The following is a 16,887-nucleotide window of genomic DNA, read 5'->3' as shown; positions in this document are numbered from 1 at the left end:
GTGCTCTTAACAAACGCATATATATCATGCCCTTATTGCCTTCCATTATCCATTTAAGCACGCCCAGCAATTGCTGCGGACACGATACGTTAATAATTTTTAATTGTGCTACCTGGTCAAACAGCATTACATCATCATTACCCATGTGTGTAGCCCCGTTTGACTGGGTTTCCAGATCGGCGGCAGTGGCTACCATGGTGTAATCCAAAGCATGCCCTTCGGACAACCACCCATTTTTTTCGGCTATTACTTCCAAACGTTCCTGGTGACCAACAGCTATCCTGCGCATTACCTTCCAATCAAAGAAAGGGCAAAAAGTACTTACCCAGGCGTTACCGCCTAATATGGCAAATGCTTCGCCAAGCAGCATCATATTGGCTTCGGCAACACCGGCGTTTAGCGCGCGGTATTTATCAACAAAACCAATACCAGCCTGCAACCCGCTGGTTGATGCCAGGTCAGAATCGACAGAGAAAACCCTTTCATCCTGCGCAAAGGCTTTCATGGAAAGCTCAATTACCTTACTGGCGGCATAAGGTTTGCCGGTTTCCAGTTTAGGTAATTGAGCAGTATCGTACTTTATTTTTTTATCACGAACAGGAGCCTTTTGTGTTTTAACAGGTGTCTCAACAATAGTAAGTTTATCCTTTTCTACCTTGAAGCCCATGTTTTGAGCATGTTTAAAAATAATGCTTTTTACCTCATCCTCACCTGTCAATTTATCAAGAAATGTAAAGAATTCTTTTTCTCTTGCTACACGCTGGCCTTGCTGTAATTTTTCCTCCTGGTCCAGTATATCTGTTGCTATTGTGGCTTTGTGGGTATTCATGTAGTCAGATAGCCCGCCATGCCCCTTGGTTGTTTTGCAGATGATGACCGTTGGTCTTCCATCACGCTCGCCATATTTAAACTCCAACAGCGCGTTGTACACCGTATGGTATTTAGTAGCATCAACTTCCAATACCTTCCAACCAAAGCTGCTAAAAGTAGCACTTAGGCTATTATGCGGAAAATGCAGGGTGCTGGTAATATCCAGCTGACCGCCGTTGTTATCCACCATTACACATAGGTTATCCAAACGTTTGGCGCCCGCATACATTACGGTTTCCCAAACGGGGCCTTCCTGTAGTTCGCCATCGCCGGTTACACTATACACATCAAATTTAGGCGAACGCTGACCAGCAATGGCAAAACCCTGCGCCACGCCCACACCCTGACCCATTGGGCCGGTAGCCACATGCACGCCGGGCAATAGCGGGCCGGGGTGGCCATTAAGCAAGCTGCTCACCGAACGTGAATTTTTTAAAATGGAGCGGTCAAAATAACCCAGGTCGGCATAAATAGATGCTAAGGTAGCCACCGCATGGCCCTTGCTTAGCACAAACATATCCTGATCTGACGCGGTGGGCTGCTCAATATTTATATCGATGATACCCCCGTAAAACAAACTCACCATGGGTATAGTTGCCGACGATGCCCCGCCGATATGGATAGCACTATCCACAGCGTGCCGGCACTGGTATAAATTCATGAGCCTGATGTCTGAATCTTTTACCTGTAACAGGTGGGTTATTCCTTTATGGAGTAACGATTTTTTATCCTCTAAATAATTCAAAACAATAAGTTTAAAATTTTATAACATTACATAATTGACCAGCCGCCGTCAACAAAATAGGCAGCACCGGTTACAAATGAGGCTTCGTCTGACGCCAGGAAATACATAACGTTGGCTACCTCGGCAGAGGTACCCATGCGGCCAAAAACACTTTTTGAACCCAGGAACTGTTCTGTTCCGGCAGGGTCGGGCGAATCATTGATAGAGCCCCTTAACAACGGGGTATCAATAGCGCCCGGCACCACGCAATTAACACGGATATTTTTTTCGGCCAGGTCAAAAGCCATGCTACGGGTAAGCGTATCAATAGCCCCTTTTGATGACGAATATGCTGCACGTTCGCCTACGGTACGGTAACCTAATATAGAACCGGTGTTTACAATAGCGCCCTTGCCCTGCTCTACCATCATGGGCGCAAACGCTTTAGACATGTAATAGATGCCTTTAAGGTTAATATCATACAAACGGTTCCAATCATCCTCGTCGCATTGTAAAATACTGCCGCGTACCTCTAAACCCGCGTTATTGATCAATACATCCGCACGGCCAAAACGTTGTTTGGTGGTTTGGGCGGCGGCTTTCACCTGGTCGTTATTGGAGATATCGCAGTTACAAAAAACAGCATCAACACCCATGCCTTTTATTTTTTGCTCGGCTTGTTTGCCTTTTTCTTCATTGATATCAATCAGTACAATATTGTACCCGTTTTTGGCAAATTTTTCTGCGGCTGCCAATCCTAATCCTGATGCTCCGCCGCTTACAATCATTACTTTATTACTCATTGGTATTTGATTTTTAATTTCGTCAATATTAAATCATTAATTCATGCCATTCGGCTTAGTGGCTACCTTAATAGCCCCGTCTTTTCTGGTCTCAAAAACATCTAAAGCTGTCGCGAAATCTTTTAGCGCGAAGCGATGTGTCATTAAAGGATGAAGATCTATCCGGCCGTTAACCAGCAGGTCAATAGCCTCCTGCGCGGTGTTTGGATTTGCCCTGTCGCCAATAATCTCTATCTCATCCAATACGATCCGTTTTAATGGCAATGTAGGGTCAGAGTGCGGTATACCTATTACAGACACCACTCCTCCCTTTGCCGCTGCCAAACAAGCTGTACGTATGGAATCAGCCGTACCGGCACACTCCAACACCGCCGGAACGCCCAGGCCATTGGTTAACGCTTTTACCTGTTCCAATACATCACCGTTTTTATAACTGATAGGTATAGCACCCAGTTCTTCTGCTTTCTTTAAACGCTCACCGCTTCCTACCGCCAAAATACGACCCGCGCCTAAGGCTTTGGCGCAAAGTATGGCCATTAACCCCTGCGGTCCGGTTCCTAATATCAAAATATCATCGCCCGGCTGCATACGCGAGCGTTTTACGGTATATAAGGCGATGCTCAACGGGTCAACACATGCGGCATACTCTAACGACATGGAATCGGGAACGCGATAAATGCTTTTTACAGATGTACGCATATATTGCGCATAAGCACCGGGGGTATAATGCCCGTATTGCCTGTGCCCCCGTTCTTCATGTCCGTAATTTAAACATAGGTTATAACGCCCCTTCATGCAATTTAAACAATAGCCGCAACCACAATGGGAGATGCCACAAACACGGTCGCCTTCTTTCCAGCCTAACGACAAGGCACGCGGCCCTGACTGCACAATGGTGCCCGACCACTCATGCCCCGGTATAAAAGGATAGGCCGTTGGCCAAAAGCCCGGGAAATCGCCGTTAATAATATGTGGGTCGGTACCGCAAATAAAAGTGGTATCTACTTCGCATATTACCTCATCAGCATCAGGCTGTGGTACAGGTACCGTTTGTATAGAAAAATCACGAACGCCTTTTAATACCAGCGCGTCCATTTGATTGGGTAAACTCATGGTTATTTAATATTATTTTCGGGCACAATAGCCACACCACGGAACGGTGAGCCGGAACCGCCTTTAATTTTAAGCGGCAAACCAACAAACCAAAACTCGTGCGCGGGTATCATATCCACCTGTGCTAAATTTTCAATATTTAATATTTCTCTTTCGCGGCATACAATGTGGGCCGGTTGCTCTTTAACCACCGCCACCTCATTGTAGCTGTCAATACTTGGCGCATCGGCACCAATGCTTATGGCACCCAGATCGTTCAGGTATTCCATAGCGCTGCGGTCCACACCCGGGTAATCGCGGATATAGCCAAAATTATCTTTCCATTTTTTATACCAGCCGGTATAATACAATACTACTGATTGTGGCTTAATGGTAACACCTGTTTTGGCAATAGCGTCTTCAATATCGGCTTTGGTTATATAGCTTGATGGTGCTTTATGCGAAAAATCAAACCAAACACCGGGTGCCATAAACCACTCTAAAGGCAGTTCGTTCACAGCACGCGCATCAGGTTCGTTAACCACATGGTTTATAGCATCAACGTGGGTATTAGAGTGATCGCACATGGTAAAGCCGACAACTTTATAAGAGTACGGCGGTTTGGTCAACCCCATCTTCTGCGTTTCTTCGTGCGACAGGTGATTCCATATCAGCGTACGTTGGTGGCCAATAAATGTAGGGTCATCAGCACTAATGGTATGACTAAGGTCGGTAACCACGCAGTCAATACCCATAAAATTCATTTTTGTCTGTAACTTAAACTCAGGACAAAAGGCTTTTTTAAACATATGTATTATGTATTTTTCACGTCATTGCGAGCGATAGCGTGGCAATCTCTACACGACAGGTCGGATATCTATCGTGCAGAGATTGCCACACTCGTGCCTCGTTCGCAATGACGCTTTGTTTTTACTAAAATTTACGTGCCCATTCTTTAGGCCATCTTTCTATAACAATTTTGGTTTGAGTAAAAAACTCGATGGCATGGCGGCCTTGTCCGTGCAAGTCGCCAAAGAAGCTTTCTTTCCATCCGCTGAACGGAAATTGTGCCATTGGGGCAGCCACACCTATATTAATGCCAATGTTGCCTGCATTAGCCAAACTGCGAAACTTACGTGCATTGGCACCGCTGCTGGTAAACAGGCAAGCCATATTACCATAGTGTCCGTTATTGATAAAGTTCAATGCATCATCAACTGTATTCATTTCTATCAGACTCATTACCGGGCCGAAGATCTCGGTGTTGATAATTTCACCATTTAAAGGCAAGCCAGATAAAATAGTTGGCCTGATAAAGTTTCCGTTCTCAAATCCGGTGATGCTGGCTTTTCTTCCATCCAATAAAACTTTCGCGCCTTCGCTTTCTGCTTGCGCTATTAAGCTTTCAACACGTGCTTTACTTTCTTTGCTGATAACCGGTCCCATTTCCATGCTTTCATCCAGGCCATAGCCGGTAGTTCTTTTTTTGGCCGATTCGTATAAAGCTTCTTTAATAGAGCCATTATCGCCAACGGTAATAATGTTTGATGCCGCCAAACAACGTTGTCCGGCACAACCGTAAACGCTATCGGTAATGATCTGTACAGACATGTCAATATCCGCATCCGGTAAAACAACTACCGGGTTTTTTGCGCCACCCTGCGCCTGTACCCTTTTACCATTGGCCGCGCCGCGGGCATAAACATATTTGGCAATTTTTGTTGACCCCACAAAGCTGATGGCCCGTACTTCGGGATGATCCAATAAGGCATCAACGGTTTCTTTGCCACCATGCACCAGGTTGATGACACCCGCCGGCAAACCTATCTGCTCTATCAGTTTGAATACCTTCATCATGGTCAATGGCACTTTTTCTGATGGTTTCAGGATGTAAGTATTACCACAGGCAATAGCATACGGTAAAAACCAAAAAGGTATCATCCCCGGAAAATTAAACGGAGATATACAAGCGCAAACACCAAGGGGCTGGCGTATCATAAACTCGTCAACACCACCGGCAATATTTTCAGAAAACTCGCTTTGTATCAACATGGGTGTGCCGCAGGCAACTTCCACGTTTTCAATAGCACGCTGTATTTCTCCCCTTGATTCTGCCAATGATTTACCGCACTCCAGCGTAATAGTTCTCGCAATATCCTCGGCGTTTTCTTCAAGCAGTTGTTTTAGTTTATAAAGCGGCTGCACCCGTTTCATTACGGGTAACTGGCTCCATTCTTTATAGGCTTTTGCTGCCGCGATGACTGCCTGGTCAACATCAGTTGCTGTACCTATTCCGTAAGGTACTTTGGCCAATACTTCTTGCGTTGCAGGGTTTACCACATTGGTAGTGCCTGTTTCTTTACTTCCTACCCACTTTGCGTTGATATAATTATTCAGAATTTCCATAGTTAGTTTTTGTAGAATGCGGGCCGTCCGGTCTGAACAGCACCGCGGTATTATCGGTTTGGTATTGTTAAGTGTTCTTTTTTAGCCGACCTTCTTTTCATCAAATTTGTACCCCAGTCCGGCCAAATAATCTCTCGACCTTTTTGCGGCTTCCAGCGGGGTATAGGGTGGTTTTATCCTGCCATCATAATCCAGCTCAAACATCACCATACCCGCCATATCTTTGTTTCTTTTTTCCAGCATATTCAGTATGGTTTCCAGCTGCACTTTTCCGTCGCCTAATGGGCAATAACCTAAATAACCATTGTCGCCGCCCACATAATCTTTTAAATGCATATGTTCGATCAAAGGCAAAAAGTCTTTAACAACTTTTACCGGATCGCCGCCGCCTTTTTGTATTTGGCCCACATCAGGGCCAAATTTCATATAGCGGGTATCCACGTTGTTCATTACAAAGTTTATCTCTTCCTCGGTCTCAATGGCTGTGCCGGTATGCGGGTGCAGGGCGCAAACCAAACCTTCGTTAACTACTGCTTTGGCATAGTCGTTCATTGATTCGATCATGTAGCTTTTATGCTCCTTGTAATCATAGTTTTTACGATTAATGGAAGCTGCACAATATTCAACCAGTTTGCCGCCGCTTGCTTTCAATAATTTGGCCCAACGGGTCAGCTTTTCCATTTCGGCGGCTTTTTTTGCAGGGTCAAGAATATCAGTCATACAAAATGCTGATATAAGCGGCAGCTGGTACTTTTGCAGCAACGGCGATATACCGCCACGGTTTTTATCCCAATCTTCAATAACATTGCCAAAGGTTTCCAAACCATGATAACCCAGCGAAGATATATCAATTACAGATTGCTCCAGGTTGCTGGCATTGTAACCCCACAATATCCCCGTGGCCCCAATTTTTAGTTTCCGCTTTTTAGCTTCCCCAAAAGCAAGGTTAGGGGCAACAAGTGCTGCCGCCCCGGCTATTCCCGCCAGTCGCACAAAATCACGGCGGTTGTATCCATTCATGTTTTCCATATTATAATCATTTAATATTTTATTTGGCCAACGTCACTATCGCCGCCCCGGCAACTAATAACATTGCGCCACCAAATTTAACTATCGATATACGCTCAACCGGCGATCCAAACCAGCCGAAGTGCGAGAATATCATTCCCGAAATTACCTGCCCCGCTATCATCAATACAAATGCACGCCCTGCGCCTAACTGCGGCATGGTCCATGCAATGCCAAATACCAGCGCGCCGCCCATAATACCTGCGGTAAGCAGCCAGATTGGTACGTCTTTTAAACGGCCAAACACGGTTGGGTCCCAATCGGTAAGGCCAATAATAATAGCAGTACAAGCGCCAATTGACCAAAAAAGGGCGTTACCCATTCGTTGGTTTTTTAAAATAGCGCCCACTTGCGAATTCATGGCCAGGTGCAGACTTAACACAAACCCGATAAGTAACATAAGGCCGATCAAATAAATTTTCATAATTTTTTAGTTTAAGTTGGTTTATATAAGGTTAGTAATTGAATACAAATAATTTATTCCCTTTTTGCCGCACCAATAATGGCAGCAAATCCCTGCACAAAAAAATTAATACTATTTTGGTTTATAATCGGCCACTGTTCAGATAACAGGTTCGCCTTATCTAATTCAAATATACTTTATTCATCTTGTAAATAATTTACAACCAATTCGCAACAACTGATACTATAGTAACCTATATTTGATATAAATAACGTTTATGAGGTAAATTTTATATCTTTTGTTGTAATGAAGCCGCATTTATTAAAAGTACCGATCAGGCCCGAATCATCTATCACTATATCCAAAGTGGATAACTTTTATAATCAATGGCATTTCCATCCGGAGATAGAACTGATTTACATCCACAAAGGCAGGGGCACCCGTTTTATAGGTAACGATGTGCACCGTTTTGAACAGGACGAGTTATGCCTGATAGGCTCAAACATGCCGCATATGTGGCGCTGCGACCCAGAGTATTTTGCGGAAAACTCCAAACTTAAACTGGATGTAACGGTAATATATTTTCACCACGATTTTTTGGGGGACAAGTTTTTTAATATCCCCGAAATGAAAAATATTGACCAGCTATTGGAAAAGGCCAAGCGCGGCATAAAAATAACAGGCGCTACCAAGTTGCAGGCTAAAGAGCTAATTAGCAAACTATCTAAAGCAACAGGATTGGAGCGGATAACCACCTTGTTAACCATCCTTGAAAAAGTGGCCTTTTCTAAAGAGCGGGAATACATTAACACGGTTTATAATCCCGAAAAAATTGAGCAATCAGAAGCCGACAGGCTGAACAAGGTGTTTCAGTACATATCTGATAACTTTCAACGAAAAATAACCCTTACCGAAATTGCCTCGGTGGCCAACCTGAGCGCCAAGGCTTTTTGCCGCTATTTTAAAACTAAAACGCGCAAAACATTCAATAATTTTTTATTAGAGATAAAGGTGGCCCACGCCTGCAACATGATGCTGGAAAAAGACCTCAGCATTAACCAGGTTTGTTACGATAGCGGCTTTAATAACCTATCCAACTTTAACCGATATTTTAAAAAGCTGATGAACAAAACCCCATTGGAGTTTAAGAAAGAGCATAGATTGTTGAGGGAGTGATGAAAGAGAATCCAAATTATTATCGTTCATGTCTGCGTGCCGAAGAGTGTAATTGTTTTTATAGCTTTATAAAAAAAACCTTATGGACATATTATCAGTAGCGACTTATGTTGCAACCTTTATAACGCCAATTGCCTTTGCTTTCGCGATTTATGAATATTATAGCAGGAAGAAATTGGAATCAGTTTTAAAAACCATCACACAAAACCTCCCAGGTCAAGTCGCAAAAATTGAGCAAAGCTGTACATGGGCCTGGGCCAACATTAAGGACGCACACGAAAGTGCAAAAAAACTTGACAACTCCGCCGAAAGAGATAAGGCATTAATGCATTTGGTGAATGCCTCTGGGGATTCCGCGGCAAGTGCGAGAATGTGCAGTCAGCTATTTAACAGTCTACTATCCTTTCAAGAGGCACAATTTGAAACGAGGAAAGTAACATATGGCGGAAAGGAATCTCTTTTACTTATGGAAGGAGGAACAGCAAAGCGCTGAAATAGAAGAAAAATAATTTTATGTCTTCGCAGATCCTCAACGAGGACCCTGCGGAACAAATATTACAATGCAGGGTCCCATTACTGTTAATAAGGCAAAACACAAGGTATGTTATATGTCGTTTGATACAATGCAATTTAAATTAACTTTGTTTTAATGGATAATAAATTGCGCATAAGGCTATGACACACGTAGTATTAAATATAAACAATAAGAAAAAATGGGATGCCCTGAGAACCATTTTAGAAGCTATGGGCATAGATTATACTGCTAAAGACGCGCCAGAAAAAATAAGTGAACAAGAATTAGAATTATTGCGTTGTGCCGAAAATGATAAAGAAAACGGCAGACTTACCCCCTACACCAGTCACCGAGATATTTTAGGCAGTAATGGCACCGGTTTGGACTTAAAAGCTAACCGACAAAACCCCGCTGGAATTTAAGAAGGAGCATAGGTTGTTAAGGGATTGAAATGTAGCACTTTGAATTACAAAGTGAATTGTTTAACTTTATATTATACATAGCATGGAAAATCCGACTTCGCACAACATCTTCCAAAAAGCAGCCCTGGCCACCGTTATAGTTGGAGCAGTAATTTCCCTAATTTTGGTAATTGATGCCGGGCAAAATAACAAATCTATTATCCTGCGTTTACTTTTTATGGGATGGGTATTATCACCATTTGTGGCTTTTGTAGCGGCCAATGTAAGCAAGCGTTGGGTATTCAAAGTCCGTGCTGTTGTACTTTATTGGTTAACCATAATCATAGCCGTTGCTTCGCCGGTTATATATAGCGGTGTTTTAAGTCCGCCTGGCGCAAAATTGACACCACTTTTTTTGTTTGTTCCACTTTTTGCGTGGACCATTATTACAATATTTATTGTGGCAGTATCAAAATCGCGCAGATAAATTAGTCCAATTGGCCTGCTTACACTACGTGGTCCGCTGCTTTTTTAACCAGCTTTTTTGATAAACCTGTTTTCTTGCTTATAGCTCCCGAAGCCAGGTCCTTACCTTTTTCTTTGAGTTTTTTCTTTAAGCCTTTACGGGTGTTACTACCGCTATCGGTTAAATATAAATAGGATACCGCACCAAGTGCCAGGCCCCCTAAAAGCACGGCTACTATTGCGCCGGTGTTATCATGTTTTGCAAATGGATTTTTCATATTAATATAACGCCAAAAGGCGGTTATTGTTTATAATTTTGTCCATTAGCAAACGCTGGGGACGAATTTTACTATTTGGGTGTTCACCTTGTTTCTCTTGCTAAACCGAACACCTGTGGAATGATATGAGTTGCTATAAATGTATAATTTATATGACCCGTAGGGTCTACCTATTTGTAGTCAAAAAAATAGAGAAAAAATTGAGCCATCGGCTTTACCCTAAACTACCAGGTGGGCAATAGCGTTCAAAAAAGGGTAGCCACTACGTGGCACAAGTTAAAACTTAAGCTATTTTCTACAAATTAGGTAGTCCCTAACGGGACATAGAATCTCATTTTAGTTAAAAAGATATGGGTACACGCTCGTCTGTGACGAATACAAGTATAGGTCACAGACGAGTGCATGTATAAAAATGATAAAACCGGGTTACCGCTGATAATGAATAATAACTACGCCTGTTTTTAGGGTATGGGTTTTCACCAGTTTAAGCGGGGTTTTGCTGTCTAACCGTAGTTTATCAAACAGCCGGGAACTACCGGTACCCGCTATTAATGGCTGTACACAGAAATAATAATCATCTACCAATTGTAACCGGGTAAGGTTGGCCACCAGGCCGGGACTGCCAATGGTGAGTAACCCTTTTTGACCATCCTGCTTGTATTGGCCCATCTCATTTTCGTCTATAGCGGTTACAATACCGGTGTTGTTCCATGTGGTTGTTTGTAATGTTGATGAATAAACTTGCTTAGGTTTATCGGTCAAAGCATTGGCCATACGTGTTTGCGACTCATGTACCCCCTCTTTTTGCAATACGGCGGGCCAAACCTGCTGAAATAGCTCAAAGCTGTTGCGGCCAAAAGCTACGGTTGCTGTTTCGGCTAATAGGGTGTGCACAAATTCGTGAAACTCCGCGTCAGCGTTTACATATTGGCTGTCTACAAAGCCGTCGGGCGTTGTATTAATAAGGCTAATTATCTTTCCCATAATATCTGTTTTTTAAATACTGTTTAACTTGTTCCAAACATAGTTGCTTATGATGTACCACAGGGGGTGTACATTTAGCAATTTAAGGGGTTGTTTGTGCAATTTGTTACAGGTAACTTGCAATATGAAAAAGATGACATTTTTATTGGCGGATGGCTTGCTTAAGCCCAGTTGTTTGTTTGCGGCTATAGAGGTACTGGAAAAAGCCAATGAATTCCTGGTAAACCAGGGGAATCAGCCCTATTATACTATTGAGCTGGCAGGGGTAAATTTACAACAGCGGTTATTAAACGTTTCATTTTCGTTGCAGGGCGTTCGGCACATTAACGAGGTAAAAAAAACAGATGTGATCATTTTGCCGAGCTTTGACAGCCCCGGTGATTTTGCCGTTAGCAACAGCGGCGATGCGCTGGATTGGGTGATCCGGCAATATAAGCAGGGCGCGGAAGTGGCCAGTTTATGTACCGGGGCGTTTTTATTAGCCGCCACGGGTTTATTAAAAGGGCAATCCTGCTCTACACATTGGAAAGCCGAAGCGGCCTTCAGGGCTATGTTTCCCGGTTTGCATTTGGCAACGCATAAAATTATTACAGATCATAATGGACTATATACCGCGGGCGGCGCGCAATCAAGCCTTAACCTGATGCTGTATTTAGTAGAGAAATATAACGGCAGGGAAACTGCGCTGTATTGCGCCAAAGTTTTGCAGATTGATATTGAGCGTAACTCGCAGTCGCCGTTTATTGTGTTTGAAGGATTGAAGGAACATGCCGATGAGGAGATAAGATCGGTACAAGACTATATTGAAACCCATATAGAAGATAAAGTTACCGTGGATTTCCTGGCTAACCGCTGCGCCATGAACCGCATCAATTTTTCGCGACGTTTTAAACGGGCGACTAAGATATCGCCGGTGGACTATATTCAGCGCATTAAGGTGGAAGCCGCGAAACGCGGATTGGAGGCAGGACGCAAAAATATAAATGAAGTGATGTACGCGGTTGGCTATACCGATGTTAAAGCCTTCCGCATGATCTTTAAAAAAGTAGCAGGTATAACACCGTTGGAATACCGGTTAAAATTCAGCAGGCCCGATTATTAAAATTCCTATATCCGCAGGGCTTAAAAAACTGCCCTGCGGATATAAGATTAATAGTTTTTTAATTCACCTCAACAATCTTAGTCCCCTTAGTTACACCCGACTCATTTAAAGCGTCAACTGTAAAATAATATTTTTGCTGCGCGTTAAGTGTCCTGATGGTGATCTTATCAGCATCTAACACCTGGTAGGTTTGGTAAAGTTTATCTTTTGCAGTACCAAAACGGACGAGACTTCCGAAGTTTTAAAAACTTCGGAAGTCTGAAACATGAGGAACTAAAGCTTCTCCGATTCAATTTCTTTTTTCCATTCTTGTAATTGTTCAATGGTAAAAGTAGAAGACATGATAGTTAATTTACCATCTCTAATTATTTTACCATCACTACTTGTGCTTGAACTTTCAATCACGGAAACTAACTTGTTCTTTATAATCAACCCGGTTTGCCTTCCGTATTTATATTTAGCAAAGGCATTTTCTATTAGGGTTGCACCTGCGGGATCAAATACCAATGATATGAACGGGTATGTATGATAGTTAACTCTGGGGCTCATTCCTACTTCAATTGATTTTATATGTGCCGTTGTAACAATAGGCTGGGGAGTTATAAAATAAAACTTTCCACTAGAGTTCAATTCAAATTTAATTCCAACCTGTTCATCAGAAATATTATAGATACCTGATCTAAGATTGGACTGTTTTAAAATAATGTGGTAGACAAATGACTCAAATATCAGAATCAGTATAATTGCGGAAAACGAAATAGATAATTTTTTCATGGGTTAATAAATATAATGTAAAAATATGTCCCCAACGAGTCTTTCAAAAAGGACCCTGCGGAGACAGTTTTTAATTTACCTCAACAACCCTACTACCCTTGGTTACGCCCGATTCATTAAACGCGTCAACTGTAAAATAATATTTTTGCTGCGCATTAAGGCTCCTGATGGTAACGTTATCATTTCCTAACACCTGGTAAGTTTGGTAAAGTTTATTTTTATCGGTACCAAAACGGATGTTATAGCCAATAGCACCTGCCTGTTTGGCCCATTTAAGGTCAACTATACAACGGTCGCTTTGACGTTTTACATCCAGGTTATTAACTACTGCAGGGGCAGCGCCCGGGGCTTTGCCAAATATACGCAAACCGGCAATGGCAAACGTTCCTCCCGGTACTTTATAGTTGGTAAGCCTAATGTAGCGTGCCTTTACCGGTGTTGCCAGTTCCACATAATCATGCGGTACATCAGTTTTGTTGTCGCGCTTATCAGCAAGGGTTTTCCATGTTTTATTATCGGTAGAGTACTCTAACAAATACTGGAAATAAATACCGGGCATACGGCCAAACAGTTTGGCGTCGTTATCGTAATAGTTTATCTGTACAGCGTTAACTGTGCTTAATTTTTGCAGGTCAACACTTATCCACTCGCCTTTGTTGCCGGTTTTGGCGCTCCAAAAGGTGCGTATATCCTCGTTAACAGCTAAATTCTTAGGATGCTCCGCTAACTCAGACGATACCTGCACCGGCTTGTTGTATGATAACAGCATCCATCCCGGAAAAAGCTCCTGCGGGCTGTTTATTTTTTTGGTTGGAATTTTATACGGGAAATCGCCAAAGCCGGTATAAACACTCATTACACCGTCCTTATCAAAAAAGGTAGGGAATATACCCAGGCGGCGTTCAAACATATGCTTTTTAGATATGGTCATGGTTGATACGTGCCAGTAGTTGCCATAATTATCCTGAAAAGTGCCGCTATGCCCCGCGCTGGCGGCAAAGCCTTCGGGTTTGTACGATACCGGGCTGTTGGCAGCAACGGTAAATGGACCAAGCGGATGGTCGGCCACATATAAGCCATCACCATAGCTTTTAAACTCGGTACCCGGCCCGGCATATTGCAGGTAATATTTGCCGTTATGCTTGGTCATCCATGAGCCTTCTATCCAGGGGCGGTTAACCATATCCGTGTTATAGTCGCCTTTACGCTCCCAGCCAAAAATATCGCGGTGACTGTTAAAGGTTTCTACCGGTTTGCCAATGGGGTTAAGTGTTTTGGTATCCAGTTCAACCGCGTAAAGCGGGTTTACGTTTGAGCAGCCGTAATAAAAATATAAGCGGCCGTCATCATCCAAAAACAGGTCGGGATCTATCATAGTGATAGGAAAATTCGCGTTAGCTACTTCCCACTTACCCGATTTTGGGTCGGTAGTTTTATAAATTTTTACAGGTGCAACCTCTTTCGAGGCCATAAAATATATAGCTCCCTTCATTACCACTACGGCAGGTGCATAATCTTCTAAAGGAAGGTCCGGGGTAGTGATCAGGTCCCATTTGATCATATCTTTAGAGTGGAAATACCCGCCCGATTTGGAGGCAAACAAATAATATTCGCCTTTAAATTTGATCATGGCCGGGTCGGCAGCCTCGCGGCGCGATGGGGTATCCAGCATAAAGCGGTAACTTAAATTTACCGGGTTAGCTACTGTAGTTTGCTGATGTGTTTTTGACGATTTGCTTTGCGAAAAAGCCGTTGTAGCAACAACTATAAAAGCAAGCAATAAGAATGATCTTTTAACTGTAGTATTCATGAGGAATGAGTGGTTTATATTAGGCAATGGTAACAAATTTGCATATTATTTTTTAATATTAGATAGCTATACAAATTATTCAGCTTCGCGCCTCATTATCGTCCGGGCGGCCAGCAGCGCCAATAACGAAACCGTTGCCGCCGCTGTTAAATAATACCCTACATAGGCCAACCCGTAATTATGGGCCAATGTAGTTGCCAGATAGGGTGTAAGCGATGCCCCTAAAATACCCGCCAGCGTAAAAGCTAATGATGAACCCGTATACCGCACAGCCGCCGGGAAAATACCCGCCAATGCAGTACCAGTTGGTCCGTAGGTAAGGCCCATTAAAAACATACCTAATGATAGGAACAGCGCGGTAATAAACAAACTCCCTGTAGTAAATAGTGGCGCAAATATCAACCCAAACAGCATGATCAATACAGTAGCTGCAATAAGCATTTTGTTGCGGCCGTATTTATCTGCCAATATTGCGGATAACGGTATACCCAAACCAAAGAACAGCGTAGAAATCATTTGAATGATCAGGAAACTACTTTTTGAATACTTAAGTACCGATGTGCCATAGCTCAGGGTAAATACCGTCATTAAATAAAATAGTAAAAAGGTGGTAATGGTAGCCAGCGTACCCAGAGTGATGGCTTTGGTATGTTTGATGAAAACGTCGGCAAAGGGTACTTCGGTGCGTTGTTCGTTATCAATTACTTTGGTAAACTCGGGTGTTTCGGCAATTTTTAAGCGGATGTACAGTCCCACCCAAACCAGCAGGGCACTGGCAATAAAAGGTATGCGCCAGCCATAGCTTATAAAATCGGCGTCGCTCATGGTTTTGCTCAGTATAATAAATGTGCTGATTGATAATAAAAACCCCAGCGGCGCGCCCAATTGCGGGAACATACCGTACCAGGCTTTTTTATGCGGGGGTGCATTTTCTGTTGCCAGCAACACTGCGCCACCCCACTCGCCGCCCAGACCCAAACCCTGTCCAAAACGAAACAGGGCCAATAGTATAGGTGCAACAATGCCAATAGAAGCATAACCCGGCAATAACCCGATTGCAACGGTTGACGGCCCCATAGTCATTAAAGCGGCTACTAATGTAGCCTTTCGCCCTTTCCTGTCGCCAAAATGGCCGAATATGGCCGCGCCCAATGGTCGTGCAAAAAATGCCAGTGCAAAGGTAGCCAGCGACTCGAGTGTAGCCGATGTAGGATCAGACGCCGAGAAAAATAGCTTAGGGAACACTAGTACCGCGGCGGTGGCATAAATATAAAAGTCGAAAAACTCAATGGTGGTGCCGATGAGGCTTGCGGTAAGTATACGGGTTACAGAATTTGCCGCGATAGGTTGCTGGTTCATACCCTCAAACATATTAAAATTGAGCGAATGGGCAAATCACTTTGTTTATGTTAACAGAAGTTTAAGATGCTGTTATATTCCCCAATATTGCAAATAATTCGTAATATATTAAATTATTAATTAATATTTAACATCATAAATTTCATTGCTATTAAATATTTATTTTTGATGTTAAGTATTGTATTTCAGCAGTTTATATGTGTTGTTTTTTGATATAATTTTTGGATATTAAATAAAAGTATATAATTTTAGAACACATAACAATTATATATATAAACCTTTACTTTAACAACATCTTTAATTTCCCTATGCGAAAAACACTCTAAAAACCATCCATGGGCGTAACAGTATTACGCCAATTGCATTAAACTTATTAACAATTTATTTTAACAACTTAAACACAATTTAATTATGGAACCAATTATCGGCGAAATAAGGCCATTTGCTTTTAATTACCCCCCTCAAGGATGGCTGTATTGCGATGGGCGGAAACTATCAATTCAACAGTACACGGCTCTTTATGCAACCATCGGTTTTCAGTACGGTGGCGATCAAAAAACCTATTTTAATTTACCAAACCTGCAAGCTTGTGTACCCAATGGCACTGGCCAACTTTTTTATCCTAGCGGCGCAGGCGGAGCTGTTTACCCTATTACCA

The 16,887-nt window shown here is 42.8% G+C and carries 19 protein-coding genes; 6 read left to right on the top strand and 13 right to left on the bottom strand.

Annotated features, from left to right (window positions below; translation table 11 throughout):
* The 7 genes from ABI367_RS09440 to ABI367_RS09410 all read right to left on the bottom strand — a co-directional run.
* The coding region (locus ABI367_RS09440; protein WP_462229119.1) for a hypothetical protein at window positions 1-1,615 on the bottom strand (1,615 nt) is incomplete at its 3' end.
* A 26-nt stretch (window positions 1,616-1,641) separates the two neighbouring features.
* Window positions 1,642-2,397 (bottom strand): SDR family NAD(P)-dependent oxidoreductase, encoded by a 756-nt coding sequence (locus ABI367_RS09435; RefSeq protein ID WP_462229117.1) that lies wholly within the window; start codon window positions 2,395-2,397, stop codon window positions 1,642-1,644.
* A 36-nt stretch (window positions 2,398-2,433) separates the two neighbouring features.
* Window positions 2,434-3,510, bottom strand: a complete 1,077-nt coding sequence (locus ABI367_RS09430; RefSeq protein ID WP_462229115.1) for a zinc-dependent alcohol dehydrogenase — start codon at window positions 3,508-3,510, stop codon at window positions 2,434-2,436.
* A gap of 2 nt (window positions 3,511-3,512) precedes the next feature.
* A complete protein-coding gene (locus ABI367_RS09425) occupies window positions 3,513-4,298 on the bottom strand; it encodes a cyclase family protein (protein ID WP_462229113.1) in 786 nt (261 codons plus the stop codon).
* Between the two features lie 124 nt (window positions 4,299-4,422).
* Window positions 4,423-5,895: a CoA-acylating methylmalonate-semialdehyde dehydrogenase gene (locus ABI367_RS09420; RefSeq protein ID WP_462229111.1), complete on the bottom strand. Its 1,473-nt coding sequence runs from the start codon at window positions 5,893-5,895 to the stop codon at window positions 4,423-4,425.
* Window positions 5,896-5,976: 81 nt separating this feature from the next.
* Window positions 5,977-6,915 carry a sugar phosphate isomerase/epimerase family protein gene (locus ABI367_RS09415; RefSeq protein ID WP_462258073.1) on the bottom strand — a complete coding sequence of 313 codons (939 nt, stop codon included), beginning with the start codon at window positions 6,913-6,915 and terminating at the stop codon, window positions 5,977-5,979.
* Window positions 6,916-6,943: 28 nt separating this feature from the next.
* Window positions 6,944-7,387 carry a DMT family transporter gene (locus ABI367_RS09410; RefSeq protein ID WP_462229107.1) on the bottom strand — a complete coding sequence of 148 codons (444 nt, stop codon included), beginning with the start codon at window positions 7,385-7,387 and terminating at the stop codon, window positions 6,944-6,946.
* A 285-nt stretch (window positions 7,388-7,672) separates the two neighbouring features.
* Here ABI367_RS09410 and ABI367_RS09405 point away from each other — a divergent pair, with 285 nt between their 5' ends.
* From ABI367_RS09405 to ABI367_RS09390, 4 genes are all read left to right on the top strand, one after another.
* Entirely contained in the window at window positions 7,673-8,542 is an 870-nt protein-coding gene (locus tag ABI367_RS09405; protein WP_462229105.1) for an AraC family transcriptional regulator, read from the top strand.
* A gap of 82 nt (window positions 8,543-8,624) precedes the next feature.
* Window positions 8,625-9,035 carry a hypothetical protein gene (locus ABI367_RS09400; protein WP_462229103.1) on the top strand — a complete coding sequence of 137 codons (411 nt, stop codon included), beginning with the start codon at window positions 8,625-8,627 and terminating at the stop codon, window positions 9,033-9,035.
* Between the two features lie 182 nt (window positions 9,036-9,217).
* Window positions 9,218-9,478 (top strand): hypothetical protein, encoded by a 261-nt coding sequence (locus ABI367_RS09395; RefSeq protein WP_462229101.1) that lies wholly within the window; start codon window positions 9,218-9,220, stop codon window positions 9,476-9,478.
* An 82-nt stretch (window positions 9,479-9,560) separates the two neighbouring features.
* On the top strand, window positions 9,561-9,944 hold the full coding sequence (locus tag ABI367_RS09390; protein WP_462229100.1) for a hypothetical protein: 384 nt from the start codon (window positions 9,561-9,563) through the stop codon (window positions 9,942-9,944).
* Between the two features lie 19 nt (window positions 9,945-9,963).
* Here ABI367_RS09390 and ABI367_RS09385 read toward each other — a convergent pair whose 3' ends face one another.
* Both ABI367_RS09385 and ABI367_RS09380 read right to left on the bottom strand, forming a co-directional pair.
* Window positions 9,964-10,200, bottom strand: a complete 237-nt coding sequence (locus ABI367_RS09385; protein WP_462229098.1) for a hypothetical protein — start codon at window positions 10,198-10,200, stop codon at window positions 9,964-9,966.
* Between the two features lie 426 nt (window positions 10,201-10,626).
* Window positions 10,627-11,184, bottom strand: a complete 558-nt coding sequence (locus ABI367_RS09380) for a dihydrofolate reductase family protein (protein WP_462229096.1) — start codon at window positions 11,182-11,184, stop codon at window positions 10,627-10,629.
* 124 nt (window positions 11,185-11,308) lie between these two features.
* On the opposite strand from ABI367_RS09380, the gene ABI367_RS09375 reads away from it, so the two are divergent.
* Window positions 11,309-12,286 carry a GlxA family transcriptional regulator gene (locus ABI367_RS09375; RefSeq protein ID WP_462229093.1) on the top strand — a complete coding sequence of 326 codons (978 nt, stop codon included), beginning with the start codon at window positions 11,309-11,311 and terminating at the stop codon, window positions 12,284-12,286.
* 58 nt (window positions 12,287-12,344) lie between these two features.
* On the opposite strand, the gene ABI367_RS09370 is transcribed toward ABI367_RS09375, so the two are convergent.
* From ABI367_RS09370 to ABI367_RS09355, 4 genes are all read right to left on the bottom strand, one after another.
* Window positions 12,345-12,467 (bottom strand): hypothetical protein, encoded by a 123-nt coding sequence (locus tag ABI367_RS09370; RefSeq protein ID WP_462229091.1) that lies wholly within the window; start codon window positions 12,465-12,467, stop codon window positions 12,345-12,347.
* Window positions 12,468-12,559: 92 nt separating this feature from the next.
* On the bottom strand, window positions 12,560-13,060 hold the full coding sequence (locus ABI367_RS09365) for a hypothetical protein (RefSeq protein WP_462229089.1): 501 nt from the start codon (window positions 13,058-13,060) through the stop codon (window positions 12,560-12,562).
* A 70-nt stretch (window positions 13,061-13,130) separates the two neighbouring features.
* Window positions 13,131-14,870 carry a family 43 glycosylhydrolase gene (locus tag ABI367_RS09360; protein WP_462229087.1) on the bottom strand — a complete coding sequence of 580 codons (1,740 nt, stop codon included), beginning with the start codon at window positions 14,868-14,870 and terminating at the stop codon, window positions 13,131-13,133.
* A gap of 75 nt (window positions 14,871-14,945) precedes the next feature.
* A complete protein-coding gene (locus tag ABI367_RS09355) occupies window positions 14,946-16,229 on the bottom strand; it encodes an MFS transporter (RefSeq protein WP_462229085.1) in 1,284 nt (427 codons plus the stop codon).
* A 411-nt stretch (window positions 16,230-16,640) separates the two neighbouring features.
* On the opposite strand from ABI367_RS09355, the gene ABI367_RS09350 reads away from it, so the two are divergent.
* A partial coding sequence (locus ABI367_RS09350) for a phage tail protein (protein ID WP_462229083.1) occupies window positions 16,641-16,887 on the top strand: 247 nt, incomplete at its 3' end.

The sequence above is a fragment of the Mucilaginibacter sp. genome, assembly GCF_039935595.1.
Lineage (GTDB): Bacteria > Bacteroidota > Bacteroidia > Sphingobacteriales > Sphingobacteriaceae > Mucilaginibacter.
Note: the sequence above shows the minus strand (reverse complement) of the source record. Positions and strands in the feature narration are given on the sequence as shown.

What these genes read in the sequence shown, in the direction of transcription:
- ABI367_RS09435 (WP_462229117.1), bottom strand. Translation starts at nt 2,397, where the DNA reads ATGAGTAATAAAGTAATGATTGTAAGCGGCGGAGCATCAGGATTAGGA.
- ABI367_RS09430 (WP_462229115.1), bottom strand. Translation starts at nt 3,510, where the DNA reads ATGAGTTTACCCAATCAAATGGACGCGCTGGTATTAAAAGGCGTTCGT.
- ABI367_RS09425 (WP_462229113.1), bottom strand. Translation starts at nt 4,298, where the DNA reads ATGTTTAAAAAAGCCTTTTGTCCTGAGTTTAAGTTACAGACAAAAATG.
- ABI367_RS09420 (WP_462229111.1), bottom strand. Translation starts at nt 5,895, where the DNA reads ATGGAAATTCTGAATAATTATATCAACGCAAAGTGGGTAGGAAGTAAA.
- ABI367_RS09415 (WP_462258073.1), bottom strand. Translation starts at nt 6,915, where the DNA reads ATGAATGGATACAACCGCCGTGATTTTGTGCGACTGGCGGGAATAGCC.
- ABI367_RS09410 (WP_462229107.1), bottom strand. Translation starts at nt 7,387, where the DNA reads ATGAAAATTTATTTGATCGGCCTTATGTTACTTATCGGGTTTGTGTTA.
- ABI367_RS09405 (WP_462229105.1), top strand. Translation starts at nt 7,673, where the DNA reads ATGAAGCCGCATTTATTAAAAGTACCGATCAGGCCCGAATCATCTATC.
- ABI367_RS09400 (WP_462229103.1), top strand. Translation starts at nt 8,625, where the DNA reads ATGGACATATTATCAGTAGCGACTTATGTTGCAACCTTTATAACGCCA.
- ABI367_RS09395 (WP_462229101.1), top strand. Translation starts at nt 9,218, where the DNA reads ATGACACACGTAGTATTAAATATAAACAATAAGAAAAAATGGGATGCC.
- ABI367_RS09390 (WP_462229100.1), top strand. Translation starts at nt 9,561, where the DNA reads ATGGAAAATCCGACTTCGCACAACATCTTCCAAAAAGCAGCCCTGGCC.
- ABI367_RS09385 (WP_462229098.1), bottom strand. Translation starts at nt 10,200, where the DNA reads ATGAAAAATCCATTTGCAAAACATGATAACACCGGCGCAATAGTAGCC.
- ABI367_RS09380 (WP_462229096.1), bottom strand. Translation starts at nt 11,184, where the DNA reads ATGGGAAAGATAATTAGCCTTATTAATACAACGCCCGACGGCTTTGTA.
- ABI367_RS09375 (WP_462229093.1), top strand. Translation starts at nt 11,309, where the DNA reads ATGAAAAAGATGACATTTTTATTGGCGGATGGCTTGCTTAAGCCCAGT.
- ABI367_RS09365 (WP_462229089.1), bottom strand. Translation starts at nt 13,060, where the DNA reads ATGAAAAAATTATCTATTTCGTTTTCCGCAATTATACTGATTCTGATA.
- ABI367_RS09360 (WP_462229087.1), bottom strand. Translation starts at nt 14,870, where the DNA reads ATGAATACTACAGTTAAAAGATCATTCTTATTGCTTGCTTTTATAGTT.
- ABI367_RS09355 (WP_462229085.1), bottom strand. Translation starts at nt 16,229, where the DNA reads ATGAACCAGCAACCTATCGCGGCAAATTCTGTAACCCGTATACTTACC.